General features: G+C 47.1%; 22 protein-coding genes and 1 pseudogene. 6 read left to right on the top strand and 17 right to left on the bottom strand.

The genetic code is table 11. The features are described 5' to 3' along the window. Nucleotides 1–22: 22 nt before the first annotated feature. From L0156_26250 to L0156_26230, 5 genes are all read right to left on the bottom strand, one after another. Nucleotides 23–1,309, bottom strand: a complete 1,287-nt coding sequence (locus tag L0156_26250; GenBank protein MCI0606501.1) for an efflux RND transporter periplasmic adaptor subunit — start codon at nt 1,307–1,309, stop codon at nt 23–25. Continuing rightward, complete coding sequence (locus L0156_26245) at nt 1,302–2,594, bottom strand: TolC family protein (GenBank protein MCI0606500.1); 1,293 nt, start codon at nt 2,592–2,594, stop codon at nt 1,302–1,304. The genes L0156_26250 and L0156_26245 overlap by 8 nt, the downstream gene beginning before the upstream one ends. A 72-nt stretch (nt 2,595–2,666) precedes the next feature. Then, nucleotides 2,667–3,002, bottom strand: coding sequence for a hypothetical protein (locus tag L0156_26240; GenBank protein ID MCI0606499.1), 336 nt, complete (start codon nt 3,000–3,002; stop codon nt 2,667–2,669). Nucleotides 3,003–3,117: 115 nt separating this feature from the next. Continuing rightward, a complete protein-coding gene (locus L0156_26235; GenBank protein MCI0606498.1) occupies nt 3,118–3,402 on the bottom strand; it encodes a hypothetical protein in 285 nt (94 codons plus the stop codon). 139 nt (nt 3,403–3,541) lie between these two features. After that, nucleotides 3,542–3,841: a type II toxin-antitoxin system prevent-host-death family antitoxin gene (locus L0156_26230; protein ID MCI0606497.1), complete on the bottom strand. Its 300-nt coding sequence runs from the start codon at nt 3,839–3,841 to the stop codon at nt 3,542–3,544. Between the two features lie 359 nt (nt 3,842–4,200). Between L0156_26230 and L0156_26225 the strand changes: the two genes are divergently transcribed. Then, nucleotides 4,201–4,368 carry a hypothetical protein gene (locus tag L0156_26225; protein MCI0606496.1) on the top strand — a complete coding sequence of 56 codons (168 nt, stop codon included), beginning with the start codon at nt 4,201–4,203 and terminating at the stop codon, nt 4,366–4,368. Between the two features lie 33 nt (nt 4,369–4,401). Here L0156_26225 and L0156_26220 read toward each other — a convergent pair whose 3' ends face one another. From L0156_26220 to L0156_26185, 8 genes are all read right to left on the bottom strand, one after another. Then, on the bottom strand, nt 4,402–4,857 hold the full coding sequence (locus L0156_26220) for a PA2169 family four-helix-bundle protein (GenBank protein MCI0606495.1): 456 nt from the start codon (nt 4,855–4,857) through the stop codon (nt 4,402–4,404). Between the two features lie 12 nt (nt 4,858–4,869). Further along, nucleotides 4,870–5,112, bottom strand: coding sequence for a hypothetical protein (locus L0156_26215; protein MCI0606494.1), 243 nt, complete (start codon nt 5,110–5,112; stop codon nt 4,870–4,872). 13 nt (nt 5,113–5,125) lie between these two features. Further along, the gene (locus L0156_26210) at nt 5,126–5,911 is read right to left on the bottom strand and encodes a carboxypeptidase regulatory-like domain-containing protein (protein ID MCI0606493.1); all 786 of its coding nucleotides are present in this window, start codon (nt 5,909–5,911) and stop codon (nt 5,126–5,128) included. Between the two features lie 177 nt (nt 5,912–6,088). Beyond that, nucleotides 6,089–6,280 (bottom strand): hypothetical protein, encoded by a 192-nt coding sequence (locus L0156_26205; GenBank protein MCI0606492.1) that lies wholly within the window; start codon nt 6,278–6,280, stop codon nt 6,089–6,091. Next, on the bottom strand, nt 6,277–6,906 hold the full coding sequence (locus tag L0156_26200) for a NapC/NirT family cytochrome c (protein ID MCI0606491.1): 630 nt from the start codon (nt 6,904–6,906) through the stop codon (nt 6,277–6,279). Before L0156_26200 ends, L0156_26205 begins: the two co-directional genes overlap by 4 nt. Nucleotides 6,907–6,990: 84 nt before the next feature. After that, entirely contained in the window at nt 6,991–7,347 is a 357-nt protein-coding gene (locus tag L0156_26195) for a cytochrome c (GenBank protein MCI0606490.1), read from the bottom strand. A gap of 203 nt (nt 7,348–7,550) precedes the next feature. Continuing rightward, the gene (locus L0156_26190) at nt 7,551–8,822 is read right to left on the bottom strand and encodes a hypothetical protein (protein ID MCI0606489.1); all 1,272 of its coding nucleotides are present in this window, start codon (nt 8,820–8,822) and stop codon (nt 7,551–7,553) included. A gap of 263 nt (nt 8,823–9,085) precedes the next feature. Next, a complete protein-coding gene (locus L0156_26185) occupies nt 9,086–9,946 on the bottom strand; it encodes a universal stress protein (GenBank protein ID MCI0606488.1) in 861 nt (286 codons plus the stop codon). Nucleotides 9,947–10,137: 191 nt separating this feature from the next. Between L0156_26185 and L0156_26180 the strand changes: the two genes are divergently transcribed. The 3 genes from L0156_26180 to L0156_26170 are packed head-to-tail and all read left to right on the top strand — an operon-like array spanning nt 10,138 to nt 13,306. After that, nucleotides 10,138–11,460: a hypothetical protein gene (locus L0156_26180; GenBank protein ID MCI0606487.1), complete on the top strand. Its 1,323-nt coding sequence runs from the start codon at nt 10,138–10,140 to the stop codon at nt 11,458–11,460. A gap of 10 nt (nt 11,461–11,470) precedes the next feature. Then, nucleotides 11,471–11,890, top strand: a complete 420-nt coding sequence (locus tag L0156_26175) for a hypothetical protein (protein MCI0606486.1) — start codon at nt 11,471–11,473, stop codon at nt 11,888–11,890. 3 nt (nt 11,891–11,893) lie between these two features. Then, the gene (locus L0156_26170) at nt 11,894–13,306 is read left to right on the top strand and encodes a tryptophanase (protein MCI0606485.1); all 1,413 of its coding nucleotides are present in this window, start codon (nt 11,894–11,896) and stop codon (nt 13,304–13,306) included. On the opposite strand, the gene L0156_26165 is transcribed toward L0156_26170, so the two are convergent. From L0156_26165 to L0156_26150, 4 genes and pseudogenes are all read right to left on the bottom strand, one after another. After that, nucleotides 13,273–14,637: a sigma-54 dependent transcriptional regulator gene (locus L0156_26165; GenBank protein MCI0606484.1), complete on the bottom strand. Its 1,365-nt coding sequence runs from the start codon at nt 14,635–14,637 to the stop codon at nt 13,273–13,275. The two genes, L0156_26170 and L0156_26165, sit on opposite strands and share 34 nt — an antisense overlap. A 120-nt stretch (nt 14,638–14,757) precedes the next feature. Next, the gene (locus tag L0156_26160; protein ID MCI0606483.1) at nt 14,758–15,549 is read right to left on the bottom strand and encodes a YwiC-like family protein; all 792 of its coding nucleotides are present in this window, start codon (nt 15,547–15,549) and stop codon (nt 14,758–14,760) included. Between the two features lie 7 nt (nt 15,550–15,556). Continuing rightward, nucleotides 15,557–15,967 carry a universal stress protein gene (locus L0156_26155; GenBank protein ID MCI0606482.1) on the bottom strand — a complete coding sequence of 137 codons (411 nt, stop codon included), beginning with the start codon at nt 15,965–15,967 and terminating at the stop codon, nt 15,557–15,559. A 37-nt stretch (nt 15,968–16,004) separates the two neighbouring features. Beyond that, nucleotides 16,005–18,970, bottom strand: a pseudogene (locus L0156_26150) (4Fe-4S dicluster domain-containing protein). Nucleotides 18,971–19,148: 178 nt separating this feature from the next. Here L0156_26150 and L0156_26145 point away from each other — a divergent pair. After that, entirely contained in the window at nt 19,149–19,676 is a 528-nt protein-coding gene (locus tag L0156_26145) for a hypothetical protein (GenBank protein MCI0606481.1), read from the top strand. Between the two features lie 10 nt (nt 19,677–19,686). After that, a complete protein-coding gene (locus L0156_26140) occupies nt 19,687–20,184 on the top strand; it encodes a hypothetical protein (protein ID MCI0606480.1) in 498 nt (165 codons plus the stop codon). Nucleotides 20,185–20,219: the final 35 nt, after the last annotated feature.

Below are 20,219 nucleotides of genomic sequence, written 5' to 3'. Positions count from 1 at the left end.
ATTAGGTTTCATAGCGCCCTCCTTACTGTCCGTGTTTGTGTTCCGCGCCCTTCATGCTTTGGAGTGCGCTTTTTAACTGGCTTTCGGAATCGATCAAGAAGTTTCCGGACGCCACAATTTTTTCGCCGGGCTTCAGACCGTTCGTTACAACCACTTGATTTTCGAGGTATTCGCCAAGCTCAACTCGCCGGGGTTCGAATTCACCTTCCGATTTCTGCACAAACACGATCTTCTGATCTCCTGAGTCAAGAACGGCGTCCACTGGAATTACAAGCCCCGAAGAATGTCCGGTATCCAGTTCAACGTTGGCGAACGTTCCGGGCTTCAAGCCGTAGTCCGCGTTAGGAAATTCGACACGCGCTTTGAGTGTTCGGGTCATGCTGTTTAGATCGGGGTAGATGTAAGCGACCGATCCTTCATAACGGCGACCTGGATTGTAGGAAAGCGTCATTGTTGCTTTCTGGCCGGCGTGTACGCGTGAGGCTTCGTACTCGTAAATGTCCGCGATGAGCCAAATTGTTGACAGGTCCGCGATGGAATAGGCTTCGGTTTGATAGTCGATTCGCATTTTTTCAAATACGTTTTTTGTCAGCACAAAACCGGATGCAGGCGAATAGAATGTGATGCTTGTGATCGGCTTGCCGGTTTCTTCCAGTTTTCTGATCTGCTGATCAGAGACATCCCACAGCTTCAAACGGCGGTAAGCCGATTCTCGCAGCGCATTTGCTCCGCCCGAAACATCCCCGAATTCACTCCCTTTGAGATTCCGTTCCGCCTTCAACGCGAGCAAGTATTCCTGCTGCGTTGCAACGAGCTCGGGACTGTAAATGGAAAATAACGGTTGCCCCTTTCTTACCAATTTTCCCGTGTAATCAACATGGATTTTGTCAATCCAGCCTTCGATCTTGCTATGGATCTTCGCCACCTTCGTTTCGTCATATTGAAGCGTTCCAACGGTGCGAATGTTTTTCATCACATGACCGTCGCTCACTTCCACAACCTTGAGATTGATCAGCTGCCGTTTGCGCCCCGTTAACCGGACCATACCTGCTGACGAAGTTTTCGTATTCTCATCTTCCGCGTACACAGGAGTCAGTTGCATTCCGCAATCGGGAGCGATTCCAGGTTTATCGGATCGGTAGGTTGGATGCATTGGATCGACCCAGTACAGAATTTCGGGTGTCTTCTTTTCGTCAGCGGCAGCTCGTGAATTGGTGGGTGTGTTGTTTTCGGCCTTTGCGAAAATCAGATAAATGGTGGCCGCCGTGGCGAAAACCAATAAGAGAATGAATGCTGTTTTCTTATTCATGGTGACTCTCTCCTTTTGCCTGTGAAACTGCTGCGACAGGACGTCCCAAAATACGCTCCAGACGCGCGATTGCAGTTTCGTGTCTGGATAATTCTGCGTAACGGTTCATCCGGTATTCGAGCAACGTCATGAAGTTGCTCATGGTTGTGAGGAAATCCGACTTACCGACTTGATACGTGGCAAGTGATGATTCCAACGCAAGGTTGGATTGCGGCAGCACCGCCTGGTCATAGAGCCTCAACAACTTCTCAGAAGCTTGAATCTGCAGAAACTGATTTCTGATGCTGAAAGCGATCTCCAGCTGCATCGATCTCAGCTCCTTTTGAGTCCGTGTGAGATTGTGAGAGGCTTCTGCAACTCCGTACGCTTGTTTGGTTTTGTAAAAGATGGGAATCCGAAGTCCGAATTCTATTTCCCACATGTCCGGGAAATTCGGACTGGTTGCATACTCAACAGAAGTCATAAAATCGGGCCGAAACTGCTTTTTTGCCAGCTCCAGGTTTTTTTGTTCGCGCGACACCATCGCTTCTCCTGATCGGATCTGCGGTGCGTCGGTGATAAATTCGGATTCAAGAGTCTCGGCCGGCAGAACGAATTTCGTCTGCGTGACTTCAGCCGGATTTGGTAAAGGAGAATCAACGGGACGGTTTATCAAACGATTGATTTCAGCGGCCGCCGTCGCTCGTTCCTGCTGCATCGAAGTGATTCGTTGGTCCATAATCGAGATTTCCAGTTGTGAACGAAGCACATCCTGCTGGATCCCTTCACCAACACCGTACCGGGCGCGCGCTATCTCTTCAAAATGCTTGAGCAGCTTGAGACTGTCATTCAATATTTGAATCGATCGATCAACCCGGAAGTATTCGTAATACGCTTCCTTTAAGTTCGAGATGACTTTCCACCGGACTGTTTCTATATCTACTTTCGCGGCATCGGCTTCTTTTTGGGCCATCTCACCTGAAAGACGAAGCTTGCCCGGGAAAGGAAATTCCTGTTTCCACATCACACCGATGGAGCTGAGAGGGTCTTTTCCCAGTTCAGTAAAAGGAGCCGGATTTCCGCTACCGTTCCGGCTCACAAAAGAAAGAACAGGATCCGGAAGCGTCCTCATCTGGCTCGGCCGCACCTGCGCTGCCTCGTACCGGCTTTCTGCCGCCTGAATATCGGGATTGTTCCTTACGAGCGCAGAAACAAGCTGTTCAAGCGATATCGTCTCCGGTTCGGCTGAAGCTGAAAGTGCGACCAGTGATATTGCGATGATTGAACTTTTCAAAAACGAGATCATAACTACTCCATATTTCTTGGGTTTTGCGGCGAGAGAATTGCCGCGTGACTGAACAAAGGGAATAGGAGTAGATTACAGACGCAGAACGGTCAGTGATGCGAGTTGATCAGCTATGGACCGGTAAAGAAGGGGAGAATCGCAGCTATGAGAATGAATCGTATGTAGTGTTTGTGTCTCTACGAGACTCAATGTTTGAAGCAAACTTAAAGTTGTAAGGATGTGAAACTGCTGAACTGGAATTGCATCGTTATCACAGCAAGAATGTAAGTTCTGATTTACAGGAGAAGCCGGTTCATTGTGGCAATCCGATTCTACTTTCGGTTGTGTTGCTGCTTCCATATAAGGACAAAACATCAACATGAGCAGCACGAGACTTGTTAGAAAACCAAGACGCTTTCGTACTTTCATGCTCATCTCTACCATCTCAGGTCCAGAGCAAGCGGCGTGCCATATGTTTTCCAAGCATATTCTGAGTAGGAAACTGACGAGTTGTCAGAATTTGCGACAATGCGTCCAGGACGACTCAGGAATGCACATCGAATCCAGCTTGTCTTGCTGCTTCGAGCAGGCCGGAATCAAAGCAAACAAAATTTTTGCCTTTGGGATGCTCCTTACACCAGACGAGGGCCGCTCCAAGCTGTAGAGAATCCCCAGAGCGGATTCTGTAGCGATCGCAACAATCCTCAGCAAGTTCTCGAACTCGACCCACAGGCAGAACTTCTCGCCATCTCAAACGAAATTCTGCAACGTACAAAAGCGCTTTTTGTACATTTTCAGCAGTCATACGGGTTTCATGAAGCAGTCGCATAAAAGTAGACCTTATCTCCACAGGTGTTCCCCACCAAATAACGATCTCAGGATATTTGCGAACGTAGTCACGGGATTGAACCGAAAACTGATCACGACAGAATAAAGGAAGAAGAGCGCTGGTATCCCAAAAAGCGGTCTTAATCTGTCTCACTGCGATCCATAGTGAGCGCATCCAGAGAAGAACCTTCTTTGATCTCCGGTTTCCTTGCAGATAAGAACCGCTTCAAGTACGAAGCTGTAACCTGTTTTGCCGGAAGCCTCAGCTTACCCTGTATCACAAGTTCCCATTCGTCCGGATCCTGTTTGTTAGAGTCCAGCGGGAGCAATCTTGCCACTGGCTTTTTCCGGTTCACCACGATCAATTCCTCACCGTTTTCAACTTCATCAAGGTAGGAACTCAATTTGTCTTTTAATTCAGCTACGTTCACCGTTTTCATAATGGCTACATTACCACAATATTATCCATTATATAGCTACATGGCTATAATGCCAGCGTGCTCATTGCTATTTGGCTATATCGGGGAGGGGGCACTGTCGTGCAGCAGCTCAAACAGATTCATTCCATTGGAAAAGTTTGCCGATAAAATCGAGTTTATCGAGAGCTTCCAGGCGGAGAATATGTTTTTCGCCAGGGAGAATCGGCGCAAGAGTTCTTTCTAATCCTGAATGGATCTGTTGAGATTGAGCTTTTTTCAGCTATGGGAGGCCCTGTCGTGCTGGAAAAAATCGGAAACGGTTCTGTCTTGGGCTGGTCCTGGTTGATTTCGCCCTCTGTTGGCGCTTCGACGCGCGAACCATGGAACCCGTTGCAGCATTGAGAATAGATGCCCTGCGTTTGCGAAATCTGATGGACCGCGATCCGGAATTTGGTTATGAGATTCTTAAGCGCTTTCTAAAGATTGTTGGAGAACGTTTGGAATCGGAACGAACGAGACTGGTGGGCCTCTACGCATCTCATTCGTAGCATTGACGAACCCTGATTGCGAATAGTGATCTTTTAAGAGTTCGTTGCCTTATCTTGAGTGATCGTATGAATCCTTTGTCTGGTTGACCGGATAACTGCGCACTGCTTTTCAAGAATGGATTTAATTTGTCCTGGAAGATCAGTTTTCAAAGCATTCCGGTAGTGTTTTAGTGCTATGGACTCACCACGCTCGCATTCCAACGCAATAGCCCGATCACTTTGACTTTTCAACGCTAAACGGAGATTCATCCATCCACGGTGTAAGTTGCCGGCCATGGTTCCTTTTCTATCGGGCGTACCACCCAGGTGACGAACCACCGATTGCAATTCCGCAGCAAATACGGTCCGTTGTCTTGCGTAATCCTCCAAAAGGGCTCTGTAGAATCCGTATTCCATTGCGTTTGAAGCTTCCCAGTATCCTTTTTCCGCATCCTTACAGGTTTCAATCAAACCGTTTAAGACGGAAATAATCTTGTCATTAGGTTCCATGCTCGCCTCCGCCTAATGAAGAAAACTTAAGGTCAGATCTTCTTTGATTGTGTCACCATGTTTTGCCCGGGTCGTAATCGGCTGATCCTCTTGAACAAACCAGATTGCGTTTTTTGACGATAGGGTCCAATCCGGCAAATCTTTTAGTTTGTTCTGATACGGAGGATTATCTACAAAGGAAACTTCCACCAAATATGCGTCATTAATTACGTCGAGCTTGAGCCGGCCGATATAGAATTCAATAACGAGTGACATATTTAGCCCCCTTTCATAATTCGTCTGAATAGGCGAAGTTCGCTTCTGCTGGTTGATTCTCTTTCACAGTGATCGGTTGTTCTTTCGTTCCAAAATATTCATGCCACGAAACAAGGATGTATTTTCCGGGAGGAACATCTTCCAAAGTGTAATTCCCCTGTGAATCGACCTTGGCGAAGTATGGATGTGGCGTTACGATAACATATGCAGTCATCCAGTAATGCCCCGCTTCACAAATGAATTTCACGATGCCGGAAGCTCCAAGTTGCTGAAAGCTTTCCTTCCGTTGAGCAACCATCGCAATGTTGAAAAGAGTTTTGGCAGGATAGGTGACGCTATTCGGATAAATTACGAATTTCGTTCCGAACGGAAACCAAAAAGCATGAACACTGTGAAGAAGCTTATCGTCATTCGTGATTTTGATGCTGCTCATCGGAGGTACGAGTTGAACATGTGGTTGATAATCACAATGTGTTTGATGAAGAACTGGCGGATCAGCGGACAGAACAAAATCTTTTCCCGCAGAAATCTCCTTCAGAAAAACAACCGCGTTCTGCAAGCCACCATTGGGAGCAATTTCAACGGCTTGAATTTTGCGCGGCTCGACTCCACAAGAAGAAGAATCCCGATTCACTTCCAATTTGGGAACTTCCAGGCCCGGATTTGTATGGATGACTCGTCCCTTGACCCAACCCTTGAAGAGGAGTTTCGTCTCGCGGTATTTTGTTTCTTCAGCATGAATTGAAAACACGCTGAACGCCGCAAAAAGCAACATCAAATGAAAGACTTTGTGTTTCATAACATTTACCTCTGGAAGTATTCTTTGTGCAAGCATGATGCCATCAATTTCTCGGCGACGCCGGTTCATGGGAAAGACAAATTGTCAGTGTGCTGTCAGGTTGGCGGTTGAAAGAAATGGGAGGCACAAACGCGCCTCCCGTTTGAGGAAACAAGTTACCAATATTGATGATTCAGGTTACTCTTCGCGTTGGGTTACCAGTGAATAGAGATAGAACAGAATGCCGGTTAGTAGAAAAAGACCACCAACTATTGCAAAAAGAAGAAAGGCGGTGGGATGGGACCAATGCAAGGAGATCAGCTCTATCAGGAGTCCAATCAGGATCAATATTCCGGAGATTTGAATGCGGTGTTCCACCATCAACTTCATTTTGAGGGCTCCTTCCAGAAGGTGACTCCATTTAACTTGTCAACGTTATGTGCGACTTCGTGACAGCCGCTGCTCATGCAGGAGAGTTTGTTTGTCTTAATATTTGGAAGTCGTTGCGGCTCTTCATTGTGCGTGGCGCCTTCCTCAAATGATCTCGCTCCCAGATGACAGTGCAGACATTCCCTGTTGTTGTAGGGCTTATAAAGATGAATAGTTTTCGGTGCAGTTCCGAGATAATAGACGTAAACATGTCTCAGACCTCGCAGCTTGGCGTTAAGATCACCATAAAGTGTATAGTCGGTGTGGCATGTGTAACAGGCACTCTCGGGCGGGACCAGATGATTCTGAAAGTGAACTGCAGGGATGTGTTCGCTGTTATCTACTCGCAGACTTTTACCGTAAGGCTCCATCACATGGCAAGACAGACAGAATTGTGTCTTCTTTGATCGTTGCACATGTTCAGAGGTCCCCATCAAAACTGCAAGAACGGGGAAAATGAAAAGTGCGAGAAAGGCAAGGATCTTTCCCACTCGCATCACCGTAATGCCCGGTTTGATCACGATCAAACCGACCAACGCGATCGTGATCGAAATGATTGCTACTAGAATTGCCGCTGGAGTGATCAAAGGTTCGTCTCCTTGAACCGCGGGGCGAAAAGATTTTGCCCTTTGTTCAACGCTGGAGCTCAGCTTCTGTTGTACGATTCAAGTCTACTTTGTTTGCGCCTTTTTTAAAGTTTCCAGCCATTTCACCAGCGTTTCCAAATCTTCTTTTTTGCCGGTCCAGGCTTTCGAATGTTTTTTGTCGTTCTTTGTTTCTTCTTTATTCAAGTACTTGGTGATCCAGTCTGCTTTATGTTCTGATCCTACATTGGAAAGATCGGGTGCTTTGGAGCTGGCCAGCTTTTTGGTAATCGCCTGCGATTCAATGGAATGACAAGAATTGCATTTGTTTTCCATGAAAATCTTTTTTCCGGCTGGATCCTCAGCTCTGGCCGAGTTTACGAAAGCAGCAATGATTAGCAAGCATGTCAGGAAAATCATTTGGATCAATGTTTTGTTAGGCATTGTTTTCCTCCGTTCAATCAATGCGCTGAAGCAAGTCCTAAGCCATCATTGAAGTTGAATTGTGCCAGTTTCCTGAGAAGAGATTTTTTCAAGCTCCTCAAGAATCGACAGGTTGTCAAACCTGCAGTCAATTTGTCAAAAACAGGTAGAAAAAAAGGGAGGAGAGATCTCCTCCCTTAAAATTTAGATGGAACCGATGGGGGTCACAACATGAATGAGAGTTCGATTCGGAGATTTTGATCTTTGATCTTTGTTACATTCGCTTCTTCTTGTTTCTGATACTGCCATTCAATAACTACTCGCCCTCTCTGTTCCTGGAACAAGTTCACGCTGCAGCCCAGGACGAACACATCTGTATCCGTATTCAGTTCTAAAGTCGGAGTGGACTTGCCGTCGTGAGTAAAATGATCGTAGCGGGCAAAGGGTACAATTCCGCGGTCTACATGTAACAGATAGTCTGCTTCTACATAAAAACCATTGCTCTCAACATCTGAAAGAAAGCCAGGTGCAGGAATGGAATCTTCATCCTTCCCCCTCACGTAGTTAGCAAGTAACCACAATCGATCAGTAGGATTGGAATTAAAAGTCAGACCAAGACGGTGGAAATCATCCTGATTTTGTTCCGGTACAACTGGATTGAGTGGGTCTTCCAGGTTTCCGTTGTGATAGAAGAACCCTATCATCGCTTTATCCATAACCGTGTAATCCCAGCTTGTGTAAAAGTCTTTAGCCGATTGACCTTTGTTCTCTACAACATTGGTAGGTGAATTTCCATTACCATTTGCTAATGCAAATACACCGTGCAGATCTCCATATTGCATGCCTGCTTCGACGCCATAATCCCGCTGCCGTGGTAGCCAATTGTTTTGAATGCCGCCGTTGGTTTTAACTGTGGCATTGTTGACAAGAAAATTTCGTGTTTCAGAAACTCGTCCTCCCGCGCCTTGCAGGTACCAAAGCTGCGAAGCGATTTGTCCTGCCCGCAGGGTGAAGTAATTGTTGTCACCTTTTGTGTACTGCAGATATGCTTCGGCTAACTTCGTCCGCCCACCATCCTTGAAAGTGTCTACATTGGTAGGATTTCCTTCTCGTTCATGTAAGTAGACTTCTGTGAAAAAGGAGAACTTGTCGGCAATCAATCCTCCACCGTAAAGCGCGAAAGCATGATGTTCAAACGTGACTTCTCCGATCTTGTTGTCAATGCTATCGGAATCGTTTCCATCATTGAATCGGACTTTAGAGTTCAAGGCCAGGTAGTCCTCCAGCCCTTTTGAACCTTCATCTTTCGCATAATGATGACCTCGTCTCATGAAATCGATTCCTTCGCGGGTCAATCGATATCCAACAGCATGGCACGTTCCACAAGACACGTTATACTTTCTTGCCCAAGCTGTAATGGATTGCGCATCCTGTGGAAACATCAATAGGATCGCAAAAAGAGCAAATGCACTCACTAAGAATGTTCTTGTTTTCATGATTTTTCCTCCATGGCGGGGAATTGCAAATCGAAAGCCAAGTAAGGTACATCGCCGTAAGTTATTGCATCTGAACTGCTAACCGCAGTAATTCGTAAGGAGATAGGTCGAAATACGGCGCAGTTCAAATGACGTTTTGTCAGTCGAATGTCCAATAGAACAGGAAAGGACGCTTAGTGAGCAGTGGTTTGAATTTTCCGGCTCGGCGCGAAATTCATCTGGAGAGGGCCAACGATCGCGCAGAACCGGACTAGAACACTCGGTTACACGCGAATCGTTATAACCGGGACTGGTGCTTGACTGATGACGTTGTAAGCAGTGGAGTCAAAAAATCTTGAAAATAGTTTTTGCCGTTTGGCTCCCATCAGGATCCAGCCATATTTTGCCGCTTCTGCTTCTTTCAAAATCTCCGGAGACGCATTGCCGAATTGAAGAATCGTCTCGATCGTCTCTGCATTTTTTGCTATTTGAAAACCAATTCGTTCAAGATCCTTTTTCCTTTCGTCAATTTGATAACTTGTTACAAGAACGGGATTCGCATCAAAAGACGAATTGAACATTTCATCTTTTATGTCTACTACGTGCATCATAGTCAACGACCCGTTCAGATCTCGAAGGATTTGACGCAGACGAATAAATCCACGCGCCGGCCAATTCAAGCTCGAAACCGGCAGTAGAACTTGATTTGATTCGATTTCACCGGGTGCACAACATTTCGGTGAAAGTGTAATCACGGGCACGGAAGAATGTCGAATGACACTTTCTGTGGTCGAACCAATCAGGCGATGCGCAGTACCACGTAGACCGCGCGTTCCCATTACGATCACGGATGATCCTAGCGTGGTTGCAAGGGCCGGGATTTTTTCGGCAGGCGAGCCGCTGCTTTGCATGCTCTCAAACGGGATGTTCAAGGGCGCAAGAAACGCTTTCATATCGCGGACAACAGCGGAATGATATTTATCGTAGTCGATTCCTACATCCACGATTGCCGGATATGGTTCCATCACATGGAGAATGGTAACTTGTCCCTCATAGCGCTTTGCCAGATATCGCGTCCACTGTAAGGCTTTGACCGAATCTTCGGAAAAATCAATCGGGCAAAGAATTTTATGAAATAGTTTCATGATCAGCCTCCGTTTCAAGACTATCTTGATCAACATTTATGCCAACAACTTTTTCGACGCTCCACCCTCCACCGACACATGACGAGCTGTCTCTGCAAAGACAAATTGTCGCAACGGTCGTTGAATCCTCCTCGTCGGAGGAGAGCATGGCATATTGATTGCTCCATTCGTCAGAAAGGAGGTTCGCATTCATGCAACGATTGAATCCAGCCGAGCTGGAGATTGACTTGTTTTGCAAAGGAATCCGCATTGATTCATCTTGCACGATCGGTGATGATGGACGGCTTTTCGCGCGCACTCGCGCCGGCCTGGGCAGCGGATTGGAACTCGTAATCCCAGGAAATCTGAAAGACATCTGGCTGAATGTGCCGGTCGAAGAAGATTTTGCTCTGCAATCCCCTTACTTATTGATAAAGCGCATAAAGGGATACGTTATCTCGGATAACCGGAATGGTTATGAATATCCCGTAATCATTCCTTCCGAGCCTTCCTGGTACATAAAAAAAACCAGCTCGGGTGTCCCTATGTATAGGATCGGAGTTCTTCAAGGCACCTATCTTGGGATCTATATCAACAATTCTTGTTCCTACTGGTTTTATGAACCCGCACTGAATTGCCGCTTCTGTACTTCGGGGTATAACGTGGGCGTGAATGAAGAAGCGCAGAAGAAAATTCAGGATGTGGTAGAAGTCGCGCGCGCTGCAAAAGAAGAATCGGGCGTAACTTTCCTTCATATCAATAGCGGCTTTCAAAATGACAAAGACCTGGACCTGGCCGGGCCCTATGTGAAAGCGATCAAAGAGCAGGTTGGATTACTGGTTGGAATTCAGATGGTCCCTACAGCAAACCTGTGGAAATACGATTGGTTGATTGATCTAGGCGTCAATCATTTTTCCTTTTGTTATGAATTTCATAATCCCGATTACTTTGCGCGATTGTGTCCGGGGAAGGAAAAAACGCTCGGACAGAGCAGTTTTTTTAGAGCCCTTGAATACACAGTGAACCGGTTGGGAAAGGGAAGTTGTTCCGGCGAAATCATAGCCGGTGTGGAGCCGCTGGAGGATACGATCAACGCCATTGATTACGTCACAGACATAGGGGCCTTTCCGACCGTTTGCATTTTCCGGCCAGTGATCGGATCCGATATGGAAAGTTATCCTTCTCCAAGATATGAGGATATGGTCGATATCATGCGGTATATGTATGAAAGGTGCCGCAAGAAAGGGATTCCTATCGGTATTGCTCCCAATATTGAAGTCAGTTTGATTGTTCAACCGGATGACGGGCGCTACCTGGTGCCCCGAAATCTTGCATTTCACTGGAATGAATGGATGTTGAAGTGGAAACGTCTCATTGCCTACGAATTCGTCTTCAAAAAAGAGCTGAAGCCGCGAGTTATTGTCGCCAATGAGAAGGACAGCAAGAAATACAGAACGAGCTGGTCTGATTCTACTCGATATACCTCGCTTGCATCTTCTCAGTCCGGAAAGGAAAACTTGACGCTACATACTTAAGGAGGCGTTTATGGAACTTCAAACAACATTGCAATCACTTTCAAGAATTCATTTTTTTGTTAAATTCCCGGTGCTTGCTTCCCTGTTTGCGGCGATCGAAGAACAGGGATTCATTGCAGCCCGACCCTGTGTGGATGGGGTCGAGTTTCGCTTTCTCAATGAAATACATGGCCTTCCCAACCGTTGTTATTTGAGAGTTTATTTCCCAACCGAAAGCAAATGCGTGCTTTTCTTTCACAAGAAAAGCTCGGTTCCTTTCAGTCATGACCGTTTTTCGTATGGTGGCGTCGTTATGGACATTCGCTCCACTGAGCGCTTTGATACGGAGGATGTAAAGGAATGGGTTCTGTTTCTAAAGAATGGAATGCCGCCGGATTTGCGCCCGAAGACATTGAAGAAAAGCATTCCTTACACGATTCCGGAGGATTGAACCATGAAGATGCCGGATCCCTATCGAATTAAAATGACGGAACCAATCCATCTGGTTTCGCGTTCGGAACGGGAAGCCGCATTGCGTGATGCCGAATACAATCTATTTCGTCTGCATTCCGATGTTGTATTTATCGATTTGTTGACGGATAGCGGTAACGGCTCCATGAGCGCAGAACAATGGGGGGCCATGATGACGGGAGATGAATCCTATGCGGGTTCACAAAGCTTCTATCGTCTCAGAGATGCCGTGCAGGAGATTTTCGGTTTCCCGTATGTGCTTCCGACGCACCAGGGACGCGCTGCCGAACATGTCTTTTTTTCATCAGAAGTAAAGGAAGCAGATGTAATCCCATCCAATGCTCATTTCGATACAACTCGCGCGAATCTCGAATGGTTGGGCGCCATGCCCATGGATTTACCGGCAGCCTGCGCGGGCAATCCAGACAGTGACTGCCTGTTCAAGGGGAACATGCACATTTCTCAGTTGGCGACCCTTTTGAAAGAGGAAGGGGACCACATTCCGTTTGTAATGCTGACAATCACAAATAATCGGGTTGCAGGCCAACCCGTATCTATGGAGAATGTTTCGCGCGTTTCCGAGCTCTGCAAACAATTTCAAAAAAAAATGATCATTGATTCCTGCCGGCATGCGGAAAACTCTTATCTAATACAGCAGAGAGATCCTGAATTGGCCGATCTTTCGATCAAAGAAATCTCACGAAAAATATTTTCCTTTGCAGATGGAATGTTAATGAGCGCCAAAAAGGACGGGCTTTGTAACATTGGGGGTCTAATCGCGATGCGCGACCGTGACCTCTACGAACGAGTGAACCAGTTGTTGATTTTAAAAGAGGGCTTTAGCACATACGGCGGGCTTGCGGGACGTGATCTGGCGGCAATGGCCGTAGGGCTGAACGAGGCCGTGCAGCAGGAATATCTTGCTCACAGGATCGGTCAAGCGGAATTCCTATTGAAACAATTGCAAGATCGGTCCATTCCTGTTTATACACCTGCCGGTGGTCATGCAGTTTATGTCGATGCGGGAATTTTCCTGGGTCGGAAGTTCAACTTTCCGGGACAGTCCCTTGCTGCTGCAGTCTTTCTGGAAGGGGGCGTACGTTCGTGCGATCTTGGCAGCAGTATGTTTGGCGGCTCGGGTTTCTCTCTGGAATTATTGAGATTGGCGATTCCGCGAAGGACCTACACAGAAAGTCATTTGACGTATGTTGCCGATGTTTTTGCCGAAATCGCCCGGCACAAGGACCGGATACCGGACCTGCACTGTATCTATAAATCGCCTTTGCTTGGCCACTTCACTGCACGGTTTGCAAATGCTCGGCAAGCGCATTGTGCCGAGGCCGGCGTTACAAATCGCTTTCCTTATTCTCCTGGAACCGGCTCCTCTTCTTTCTGATGATCTCGCCTGTAAAGTGTACGAGAGCTGACACCCAGGATTTGAGCTGCACGCTCTTTGTTGCCTCCCACCGATTCAAGAACTTTATCAATATAGATCCTTTCCATTTCTTTTAACGGCAAGAATGCTCCGCCGAAATCGAATTTTCCCTTACGAGTGCTGCGGTTCATTGGTATAAGATCGGTCGTCAAGATGGTCTCGCCCCGGCACAAAACGACAGCGCGCTCAACTGCGTTCTCAAGCTCTCGAACGTTTCCGCGCCACGGCGAATTCATCAAATAGGACATTGCCGCAGGCTCAAAGCCCGTGATTTTTTTGTTATTGAGTCGGACGTAATGTTTTAAAAAGTGTTGCGATAGTAAAGGAATATCTTCTCGACGATCCCGGAGCGGCGGCAGCAAAATCCGGATTACATTCAAGCGGTAGAAAAGATCTTCCCGGAAAGTTCCTTCGTCTATAGCTTTCTCCAGATCTTTGTTAGTTGCTGCAAAAATTCGCACATCCACTTTTCTGTTCTGAGTATGTCCAAGTGGACGGATCTCTCCATCCTGCAAGGTCCTCAGAATTTTTGCTTGAAGTCCCAACGGCATGCTGGAAATTTCATCCAGGAAGAGCGTCCCGCCATCTGCCACTTCGAAAAGCCCTTTTTTGGTACCTTTCGCGTCCGTAAATGCCCCTTTCACGTAACCGAATAATTCACTTTCCAAAAGCGTTTCGGGCAGGGCCGAACAGTTGATTGCAACGAATGGATGCGACGAACGCGGACTATTGAAATGCAGGGCCCGCGCGACGAGTTCCTTTCCAGTTCCGCTTTCCCCTTCAATCAACAAATTGGAATGGCTCGCTGCGACCTGTTTGATCAACTCGTAGAGCTGCTGCATTGCTTTGCTTTTTCCAAGAATGTTATGAAAGGAGTATTTTTCGTGCAGCTCCTCTTTCAGCATCTCGTTTTCTTCTGCCATCCATTTCTGGTCAACAGCTTTATCAACGATCGCTTTCAGGGTTTGCATTTTTAGAGGCTTGGGGATGAAATTGGTGGCGCCTTCTTTGATGGCTTCCACTGCTGTTTCGATCGATCCGAAGGCTGTGATCAGAATCACAGGTAAGTTCGGGCTGGCTGTACGAATCTGTCGCAGCAAAGTGAGTCCGTCCATTTCTTGCATTCTCAGATCGGTGATCACCACATCAAATTCTTCATCGGACAAATGCTCCAGGGCATCTTTCCCATTTGCCGCCTCTGTAATCTTGTATCCTTCTGAATGAAAGAAATCGACGATCAATTGACGCATTTCCCGATCGTCATCAACAAATAAAACCCGCTTCTTTTTCATTGCTAAACTCCTTTTGAGTTCTGCCATTGCAACATAGTTGCCACGACTTCATTTCGACGAAGCTACGCCTCTGGGTCGATGGTTGAATCTGACAGATTGTCATTATAGCAGGACAATCTGTCAAGGGAAGGCAGCTACAGTGACGACTATGAAGACAAGAGTTAAGGCGATTTCGGTTAATCCCACTTTGCGTAAGTTCAATTGGATTTGGTGAACCTGGATTCCCCAGATCGTACGGCCGATCACAGGCAAGAAGCCAACGATGACCAAGACCGGTATCAGGTGCAGAGAAAGGGAAACGATCAGTAGAATCATCAGTATTAGATGATAGGTGATGCATTTTCGAATCAGTTCTGCAGAATTCGGTTTTTTTGAAAAACGTCCAATCAGCATTTTCACGTAAAAAATACTGCTAATAAAGTAGAGTAAGCAGATCGCCCAAAGTAGAAGCGCTGTTTGATCCAAGTTTCCCCGGAGGACGTAATAAAGTGCAGGCGCGCTTCCGGTTAAATTCAAAATGCCCAGCATTTCCACGAACACCGTTTTGTCCGACTTCTTCGATATGAGGAACGTATGAACTGACAAGTATAGAATGGCTGCGAGTCCGATCGGCAGCAAAAGCCACAGCTGGTACAAGAGAATCAGCGCGGCTGAAGAGAGTAATGAAATGATAAGGTAGATTGCCAACCATCGAATGGCGCTCCGGCGCCGCAAATCTGCGTTATGTGATAGTGGATTGAGTCTGGCAAGAACCTCCAGGGGTTTGTGAGCAAAAAAAATTCCGGTAAGAGCTAGCAAAAGCCAAACTGCTTTCAGATTGAATTCTCCAAGAACAAAGGAGGTGATGATAAAAGGAGTGTATACCATTGCCCACGCGCCGTGTTCGCTGGGTATGAATATTTTGCGTCTCATTGGCATCTTATTTCACAAGCAGAACAGGAAGGGGAGAAAGCACTGCAATTTTGTAGCTGAGGGTTCCCCAGCTTTCGGCCGGGTCCACTTTGTGTGAACTGAGAACGATTAAATCCACCTCATCCTCTATTGCCGTCCGGATGATCTCTTCGGCACGTTTTCCGTAGATGAATTTCTCGATCACTGGAATGCCGTGCTCCCCAAATGTAGTTGCATACTGCTTCATTTTGTTTTTCGCCCTCTTTTCCAGTCTGTGATAGAACTGTTTCATTTCCTCTTCGGGAATGTTTTCCACTTTTTCAATCACATGAATCAAAATAACGGTTCCATGGCTCCACTTTGCCAATTGATACGTCCGGTCCAGCGCTGAAAGGTTCTTATCAGTAAAATCGACAGGAACTAGAATTCGTTTAAACATGGTTCCACCTCAATAAGTATCGAGCATAGTAAGTTGATCATACCGGCTCCGCTTGCTGTGGTTGGCCGTTTCGCTTCATCGCGGCCAGGTATTCATATATTTTCCATCTTTCCATTACATCTTGCTGTGCCAACTTGAGAAGATCTGCTGCGGCTCCAGGATTGCTGTGCTTCAGCATGGAATATCTGGTTTCGTCGTAAACGTATTTTTCCAGAGGTAAAGATGGAGGTTTGGAATCCAACTGCATTGGATTTTTACCTTCGCGAAGAAGCGCAGGATTGTACCGGAATAACGGCCAGTAACCGGTAAGGACTGCTGCCTTCTGTTGATCCATCCCACGAGCCATGTCATATCCATGAGCGATGCAATGGCTATACGCGATAATTAAGGAAGGTCCGTCGAACGCTTCCGCCTCCAGTAAAGTCTTTATCGTATGGGTATCGTTTCCGCCCATCGCAATGCGAGCAACATACACGTTATCGTAATTGATTGCCATCAGAGCAAGATCTTTTTTCGGACTTGTCTTTCCTGATGAGGCGAATTTTGCCACGGCAGCTCGCGGCGTAGCTTTTGAACTCTGTCCGCCTGTATTCGAGTAGACTTCGGTATCCAAAACAAGCAGGTTTACGTTTTCACCGGACGCGATGACATGATCAAGACCCCCATATCCGATGTCATATGCCCAGCCATCTCCCCCGATGATCCAAACACTTTTCTTGACAAGTGTGTCTACCACGGCGAGAAGATCATTTGACTCCTTCGAATTTAACGTTTGTAATTTTCGTTTCAGGGCCTTTACGCGTTCTCTTTGCAAATGGATATTCGTTTCCGTCGTTTGATCCGCATCCAGGATCTCTGCGGCTAATTCTTCACCGATAGATCCTGCAAGTTTTTGAACAAGTTCGGCGGCATATTCTGCTTGTTTGTTGAGTGCGAGTCTCATTCCGAGACCGAATTCAGCATTGTCTTCAAACAGGGAATTGGACCAGGCGGGACCAAGTCCTTCGCGATTTTTTGTCCACGGAGTCGTGGGGAGATTCCCTCCATATATAGAAGAGCAGCCGGTGGCATTGGCAATCAGGGCACGGTCACCAAATAACTGACTTACCAATTTGAGGTAAGGCGTTTCACCACAACCGGCGCATGCACCTGAAAATTCAAAGAGCGGTTCGAGAAGCTGCACATCCTTCACGTGGCCCTGGCTTAAGACCTGTCGATTCATGTCGGGCAATTTCAGGAAATATTCCCAGTTGGCCCGTTCGCGATCGCGAATAGGAGCCTGTGCTTCCATATTGATTGCTTTGTGTTTGACTTCCGTTTTGCTCTTTGCCGGACAAATTTCTACGCAAAGAGTGCATCCGGTGCAGTCTTCAGGGGCGACTTGCAGAGTGTATTTCCAATCACCGAATTCCCGCCAGCGTGCCGGCGCTGACTTGAACTCCGGCGGAGAATCGGAAAGTGTAGCCGGAGGAACGACTTTAGCCCGAATCGTTGCATGCGGACAAACCAGCACGCACTTTCCGCACTGGATGCAGATATCCTCATCCCAAACGGGAATTTGCTGAGTGATATTCCGTTTCTCCCATTGCGCAGTACCGGTTGGATAAGTCCCGTCTACGGGAAATGCGCTTACCGGGAGCTGATCACCCCTTGAAGCTATGATTTCAGCGGTGAACTTGCGCACAAATTCTGGTGCGCCTTCCGCAACCGGCGTGCGCAATACTGTCCTGGAAGTGATCGCCTCAGGGACGTTGACTTCATGCAGATTCTCTAACGCGCTGTCTACAGCCAGAAAGTTTTTTTCAACAAGATTTGTACCGCGACTTCCATACGTTTTTTCGATCGATCGTTTGATTGCGGCTACAGCTTCTGTTTTGGAAAGCAAGCCAAGTCCGTAACGACCTCCGATGATCCGCGGAAACGTTAAAAACGGGGCTGCATTCAACGCCAGTGCTTCGCTGACGGATGCCACTACATCCAGATACAGGGGCTCGCCAGAACTGCCAGGTTCTTTTGTGCGATCCAGAACCGCAATAGCACGCACTGTTGCAGGCAACGCGCTTACAAATCGCATTACGTCAAATGGTCGATACAACCGCACTTTCAGCAGACCGATCTTTTCGCCTTGCCCCATCTGACTTTCTACGAGTTCCTGCGCAGCTTCAGCTCCCGATCCCATCAGAATAATCACACGATCTGCGTCTGCGGCGCCGAAATAATCAAACAACCGGTAAGAACGTCCTGTTCGCTGAGTGAAAAGATCCATCACATTTTGCACAATCGTTGGACAGGCAAGATAAAAAGGATTCACCGTTTCGCGAGCCTGGAAATGTACATCGGGATTTTGCGCTGTTCCGCGAATGAATGGATGATCGGGTGAAAGTGCGCGCGCTCGATGAGCCTGAATCAGAGCCGGTTTTATTAAGGAACGAATATCATCCAGACTAATCTGTTCGATTTTCTGAATCTCATGCGAGGTTCTAAATCCATCAAAGAAGTGCAAAAAAGGAACACGCGACTCCAGAGTGGCCGCTTGCGCAATCAAAGCAAAGTCCATTGCCTCTTGAACTGAGTCGACGCGAGCATTGCAAATCCGGTTGCGCGCGCGGCCATCACATCGCTGTGATCACCAAATATTGAGAGCGCTTGAGTTGCAAGTGAACGGGCGGCTACATGAAAAACTGCCGGAGTGAGTTCACCGGCGATCTTGTACATGTTGGGAATCATTAACAGAAGTCCTTGTGAAGCGGTAAATGTGGTTGCCAGCGCGCCTGTCTGAAGGGCGCCATGGATGGCGCCCGCTGCTCCACCTTCGCTTTGCATCTCAATCACTCTGGGGATTGTTCCCCACGCGTTCGGCTTCTGTTCCGATGCCCATTGATCCGCCCATTCGCCCATCGTTGAGGAAGGTGTGATCGGATAGATCGCTATGACTTCGTTTGTCAGATATGCGATGTATGCTGCCGCTTCATTGGCATCAATGGTTACTTTGTTTCCTTTCATGATTAGTCTGAAAGAGCAAAGCTCTTGCCAGCATTAAACTGAGAACAGAAGCGACTATCCGACGAAAAACGGGACAAGTTGTCAGTTGATCTGACAGCCTGGCCTTTGTGGGGATGCTGCTCCCGCCTCGCCTGTATGGCACCGATATTGCTTTTTCGAAACATAACAGGAGTCGAATATGTCCAGGTACCAACTTAGAATTCATGAAGATCAGGTTCTGAAAGACGTCATTCAGATCATGGCCGCGAAAACCTGGGGAATACTACTAGCATGGCAAGTCTTTCGGAAGGAACCGGAACCAAAAGATTTTGATGACTTTCGTAGATCCATTTATCTCGACATGGTTCCTTTTGTAAAGTCATATAAGTTGTGCGGCTATTCCAACATTTGTCTGGATGAAGCCGAAAGCACTCCATGGGCGCCGCCCGCTCATGTTTTGAGTGCGTCCCCAAGGGATCTTGTTTACCAGCTTTTTCCGGGAAATGGACTTGATCAATTTCTGGATGGTCTTGCGCGCGCCGCAATGGAATCCATTTTGCGACTGGTCAAGCCTGAGTTAAAAGAAGAAATCCAGTCCCTGATGAAAACCGCTTTTCGAACGATTTTAGGCGAATATCTTTTCTTTAATCCGCTATGCAGCAAGACCGAACTTTGTGTCTACTCATTCAGCGCGCCGCAGAAGGTTTGGGGAAAGGAGCGAAACTGAAGGAGGGAGTATGCCTAGTTATCAGTTGAGAATGAAGAAGGATCAGAGATTGGAGGATTTCTTCCAATCCATGATCCGGGACGCATGGGATGTTGCGGGCAGGTATTTAGACGTAGCAAAGATTGAACAGGATGATTTTCGTAATTTTGAAGCGGAAACAAGGATAGGCTTGCAGCCGTTCATTAGCGCATATGACCTGTGTGGATCATTCACCGAATGCGCCGATGAAGTCGAAGGCTCACCCTGGTTAGATTATGATGATCACATCTATCACCTGGTCTTACCGAGCACATTACCACAATTTCTCGAACAGCTTTCCTATTTTTCTTTTCAACCGATTCAGCACCTTGCTAAGGCCGGTCTTGAGCAATTGGTTTATGAAATGATTCAAAATGTTTTCCGCCGCCATCTTGCTCAACATATCTATTACAATCCGTTCTGTAGACCTTTTTTTTGTTTTGGAGTTGAACGGCGAGCTGGAAACCAAAGCTCGGCAGAACGGAACTGAGTTTGCCAATACAGGCGGACATACGATCTTTGTTT

Source organism: bacterium, from assembly GCA_022616075.1.
Taxonomy (GTDB): Bacteria; Acidobacteriota; HRBIN11; order JAKEFK01; family JAKEFK01; genus JAKEFK01.
The sequence above is the reverse complement of the archived record's forward strand: the minus strand, read 5'-3'. Positions and strand labels throughout refer to the sequence as shown.

Excerpts from the sequence above, each read along its gene's own strand:
- L0156_26250 (MCI0606501.1), bottom strand. The coding sequence starts at position 1,309 with ATGAATAAGAAAACAGCATTCATTCTCTTATTGGTTTTCGCCACGGCG.
- L0156_26245 (MCI0606500.1), bottom strand. The coding sequence starts at position 2,594 with ATGATCTCGTTTTTGAAAAGTTCAATCATCGCAATATCACTGGTCGCA.
- L0156_26240 (MCI0606499.1), bottom strand. The coding sequence starts at position 3,002 with ATGAAAGTACGAAAGCGTCTTGGTTTTCTAACAAGTCTCGTGCTGCTC.
- L0156_26235 (MCI0606498.1), bottom strand. The coding sequence starts at position 3,402 with ATGCGACTGCTTCATGAAACCCGTATGACTGCTGAAAATGTACAAAAA.
- L0156_26230 (MCI0606497.1), bottom strand. The coding sequence starts at position 3,841 with ATGAAAACGGTGAACGTAGCTGAATTAAAAGACAAATTGAGTTCCTAC.
- L0156_26225 (MCI0606496.1), top strand. The coding sequence starts at position 4,201 with ATGGAACCCGTTGCAGCATTGAGAATAGATGCCCTGCGTTTGCGAAAT.
- L0156_26220 (MCI0606495.1), bottom strand. The coding sequence starts at position 4,857 with ATGGAACCTAATGACAAGATTATTTCCGTCTTAAACGGTTTGATTGAA.
- L0156_26215 (MCI0606494.1), bottom strand. The coding sequence starts at position 5,112 with ATGTCACTCGTTATTGAATTCTATATCGGCCGGCTCAAGCTCGACGTA.
- L0156_26210 (MCI0606493.1), bottom strand. The coding sequence starts at position 5,911 with ATGAAACACAAAGTCTTTCATTTGATGTTGCTTTTTGCGGCGTTCAGC.
- L0156_26205 (MCI0606492.1), bottom strand. The coding sequence starts at position 6,280 with ATGAAGTTGATGGTGGAACACCGCATTCAAATCTCCGGAATATTGATC.
- L0156_26195 (MCI0606490.1), bottom strand. The coding sequence starts at position 7,347 with ATGCCTAACAAAACATTGATCCAAATGATTTTCCTGACATGCTTGCTA.
- L0156_26190 (MCI0606489.1), bottom strand. The coding sequence starts at position 8,822 with ATGAAAACAAGAACATTCTTAGTGAGTGCATTTGCTCTTTTTGCGATC.
- L0156_26185 (MCI0606488.1), bottom strand. The coding sequence starts at position 9,946 with ATGAAACTATTTCATAAAATTCTTTGCCCGATTGATTTTTCCGAAGAT.
- L0156_26180 (MCI0606487.1), top strand. The coding sequence starts at position 10,138 with ATGCAACGATTGAATCCAGCCGAGCTGGAGATTGACTTGTTTTGCAAA.
- L0156_26175 (MCI0606486.1), top strand. The coding sequence starts at position 11,471 with ATGGAACTTCAAACAACATTGCAATCACTTTCAAGAATTCATTTTTTT.
- L0156_26170 (MCI0606485.1), top strand. The coding sequence starts at position 11,894 with ATGAAGATGCCGGATCCCTATCGAATTAAAATGACGGAACCAATCCAT.
- L0156_26165 (MCI0606484.1), bottom strand. The coding sequence starts at position 14,637 with ATGAAAAAGAAGCGGGTTTTATTTGTTGATGACGATCGGGAAATGCGT.
- L0156_26160 (MCI0606483.1), bottom strand. The coding sequence starts at position 15,549 with ATGAGACGCAAAATATTCATACCCAGCGAACACGGCGCGTGGGCAATG.
- L0156_26155 (MCI0606482.1), bottom strand. The coding sequence starts at position 15,967 with ATGTTTAAACGAATTCTAGTTCCTGTCGATTTTACTGATAAGAACCTT.
- L0156_26145 (MCI0606481.1), top strand. The coding sequence starts at position 19,149 with ATGTCCAGGTACCAACTTAGAATTCATGAAGATCAGGTTCTGAAAGAC.
- L0156_26140 (MCI0606480.1), top strand. The coding sequence starts at position 19,687 with ATGCCTAGTTATCAGTTGAGAATGAAGAAGGATCAGAGATTGGAGGAT.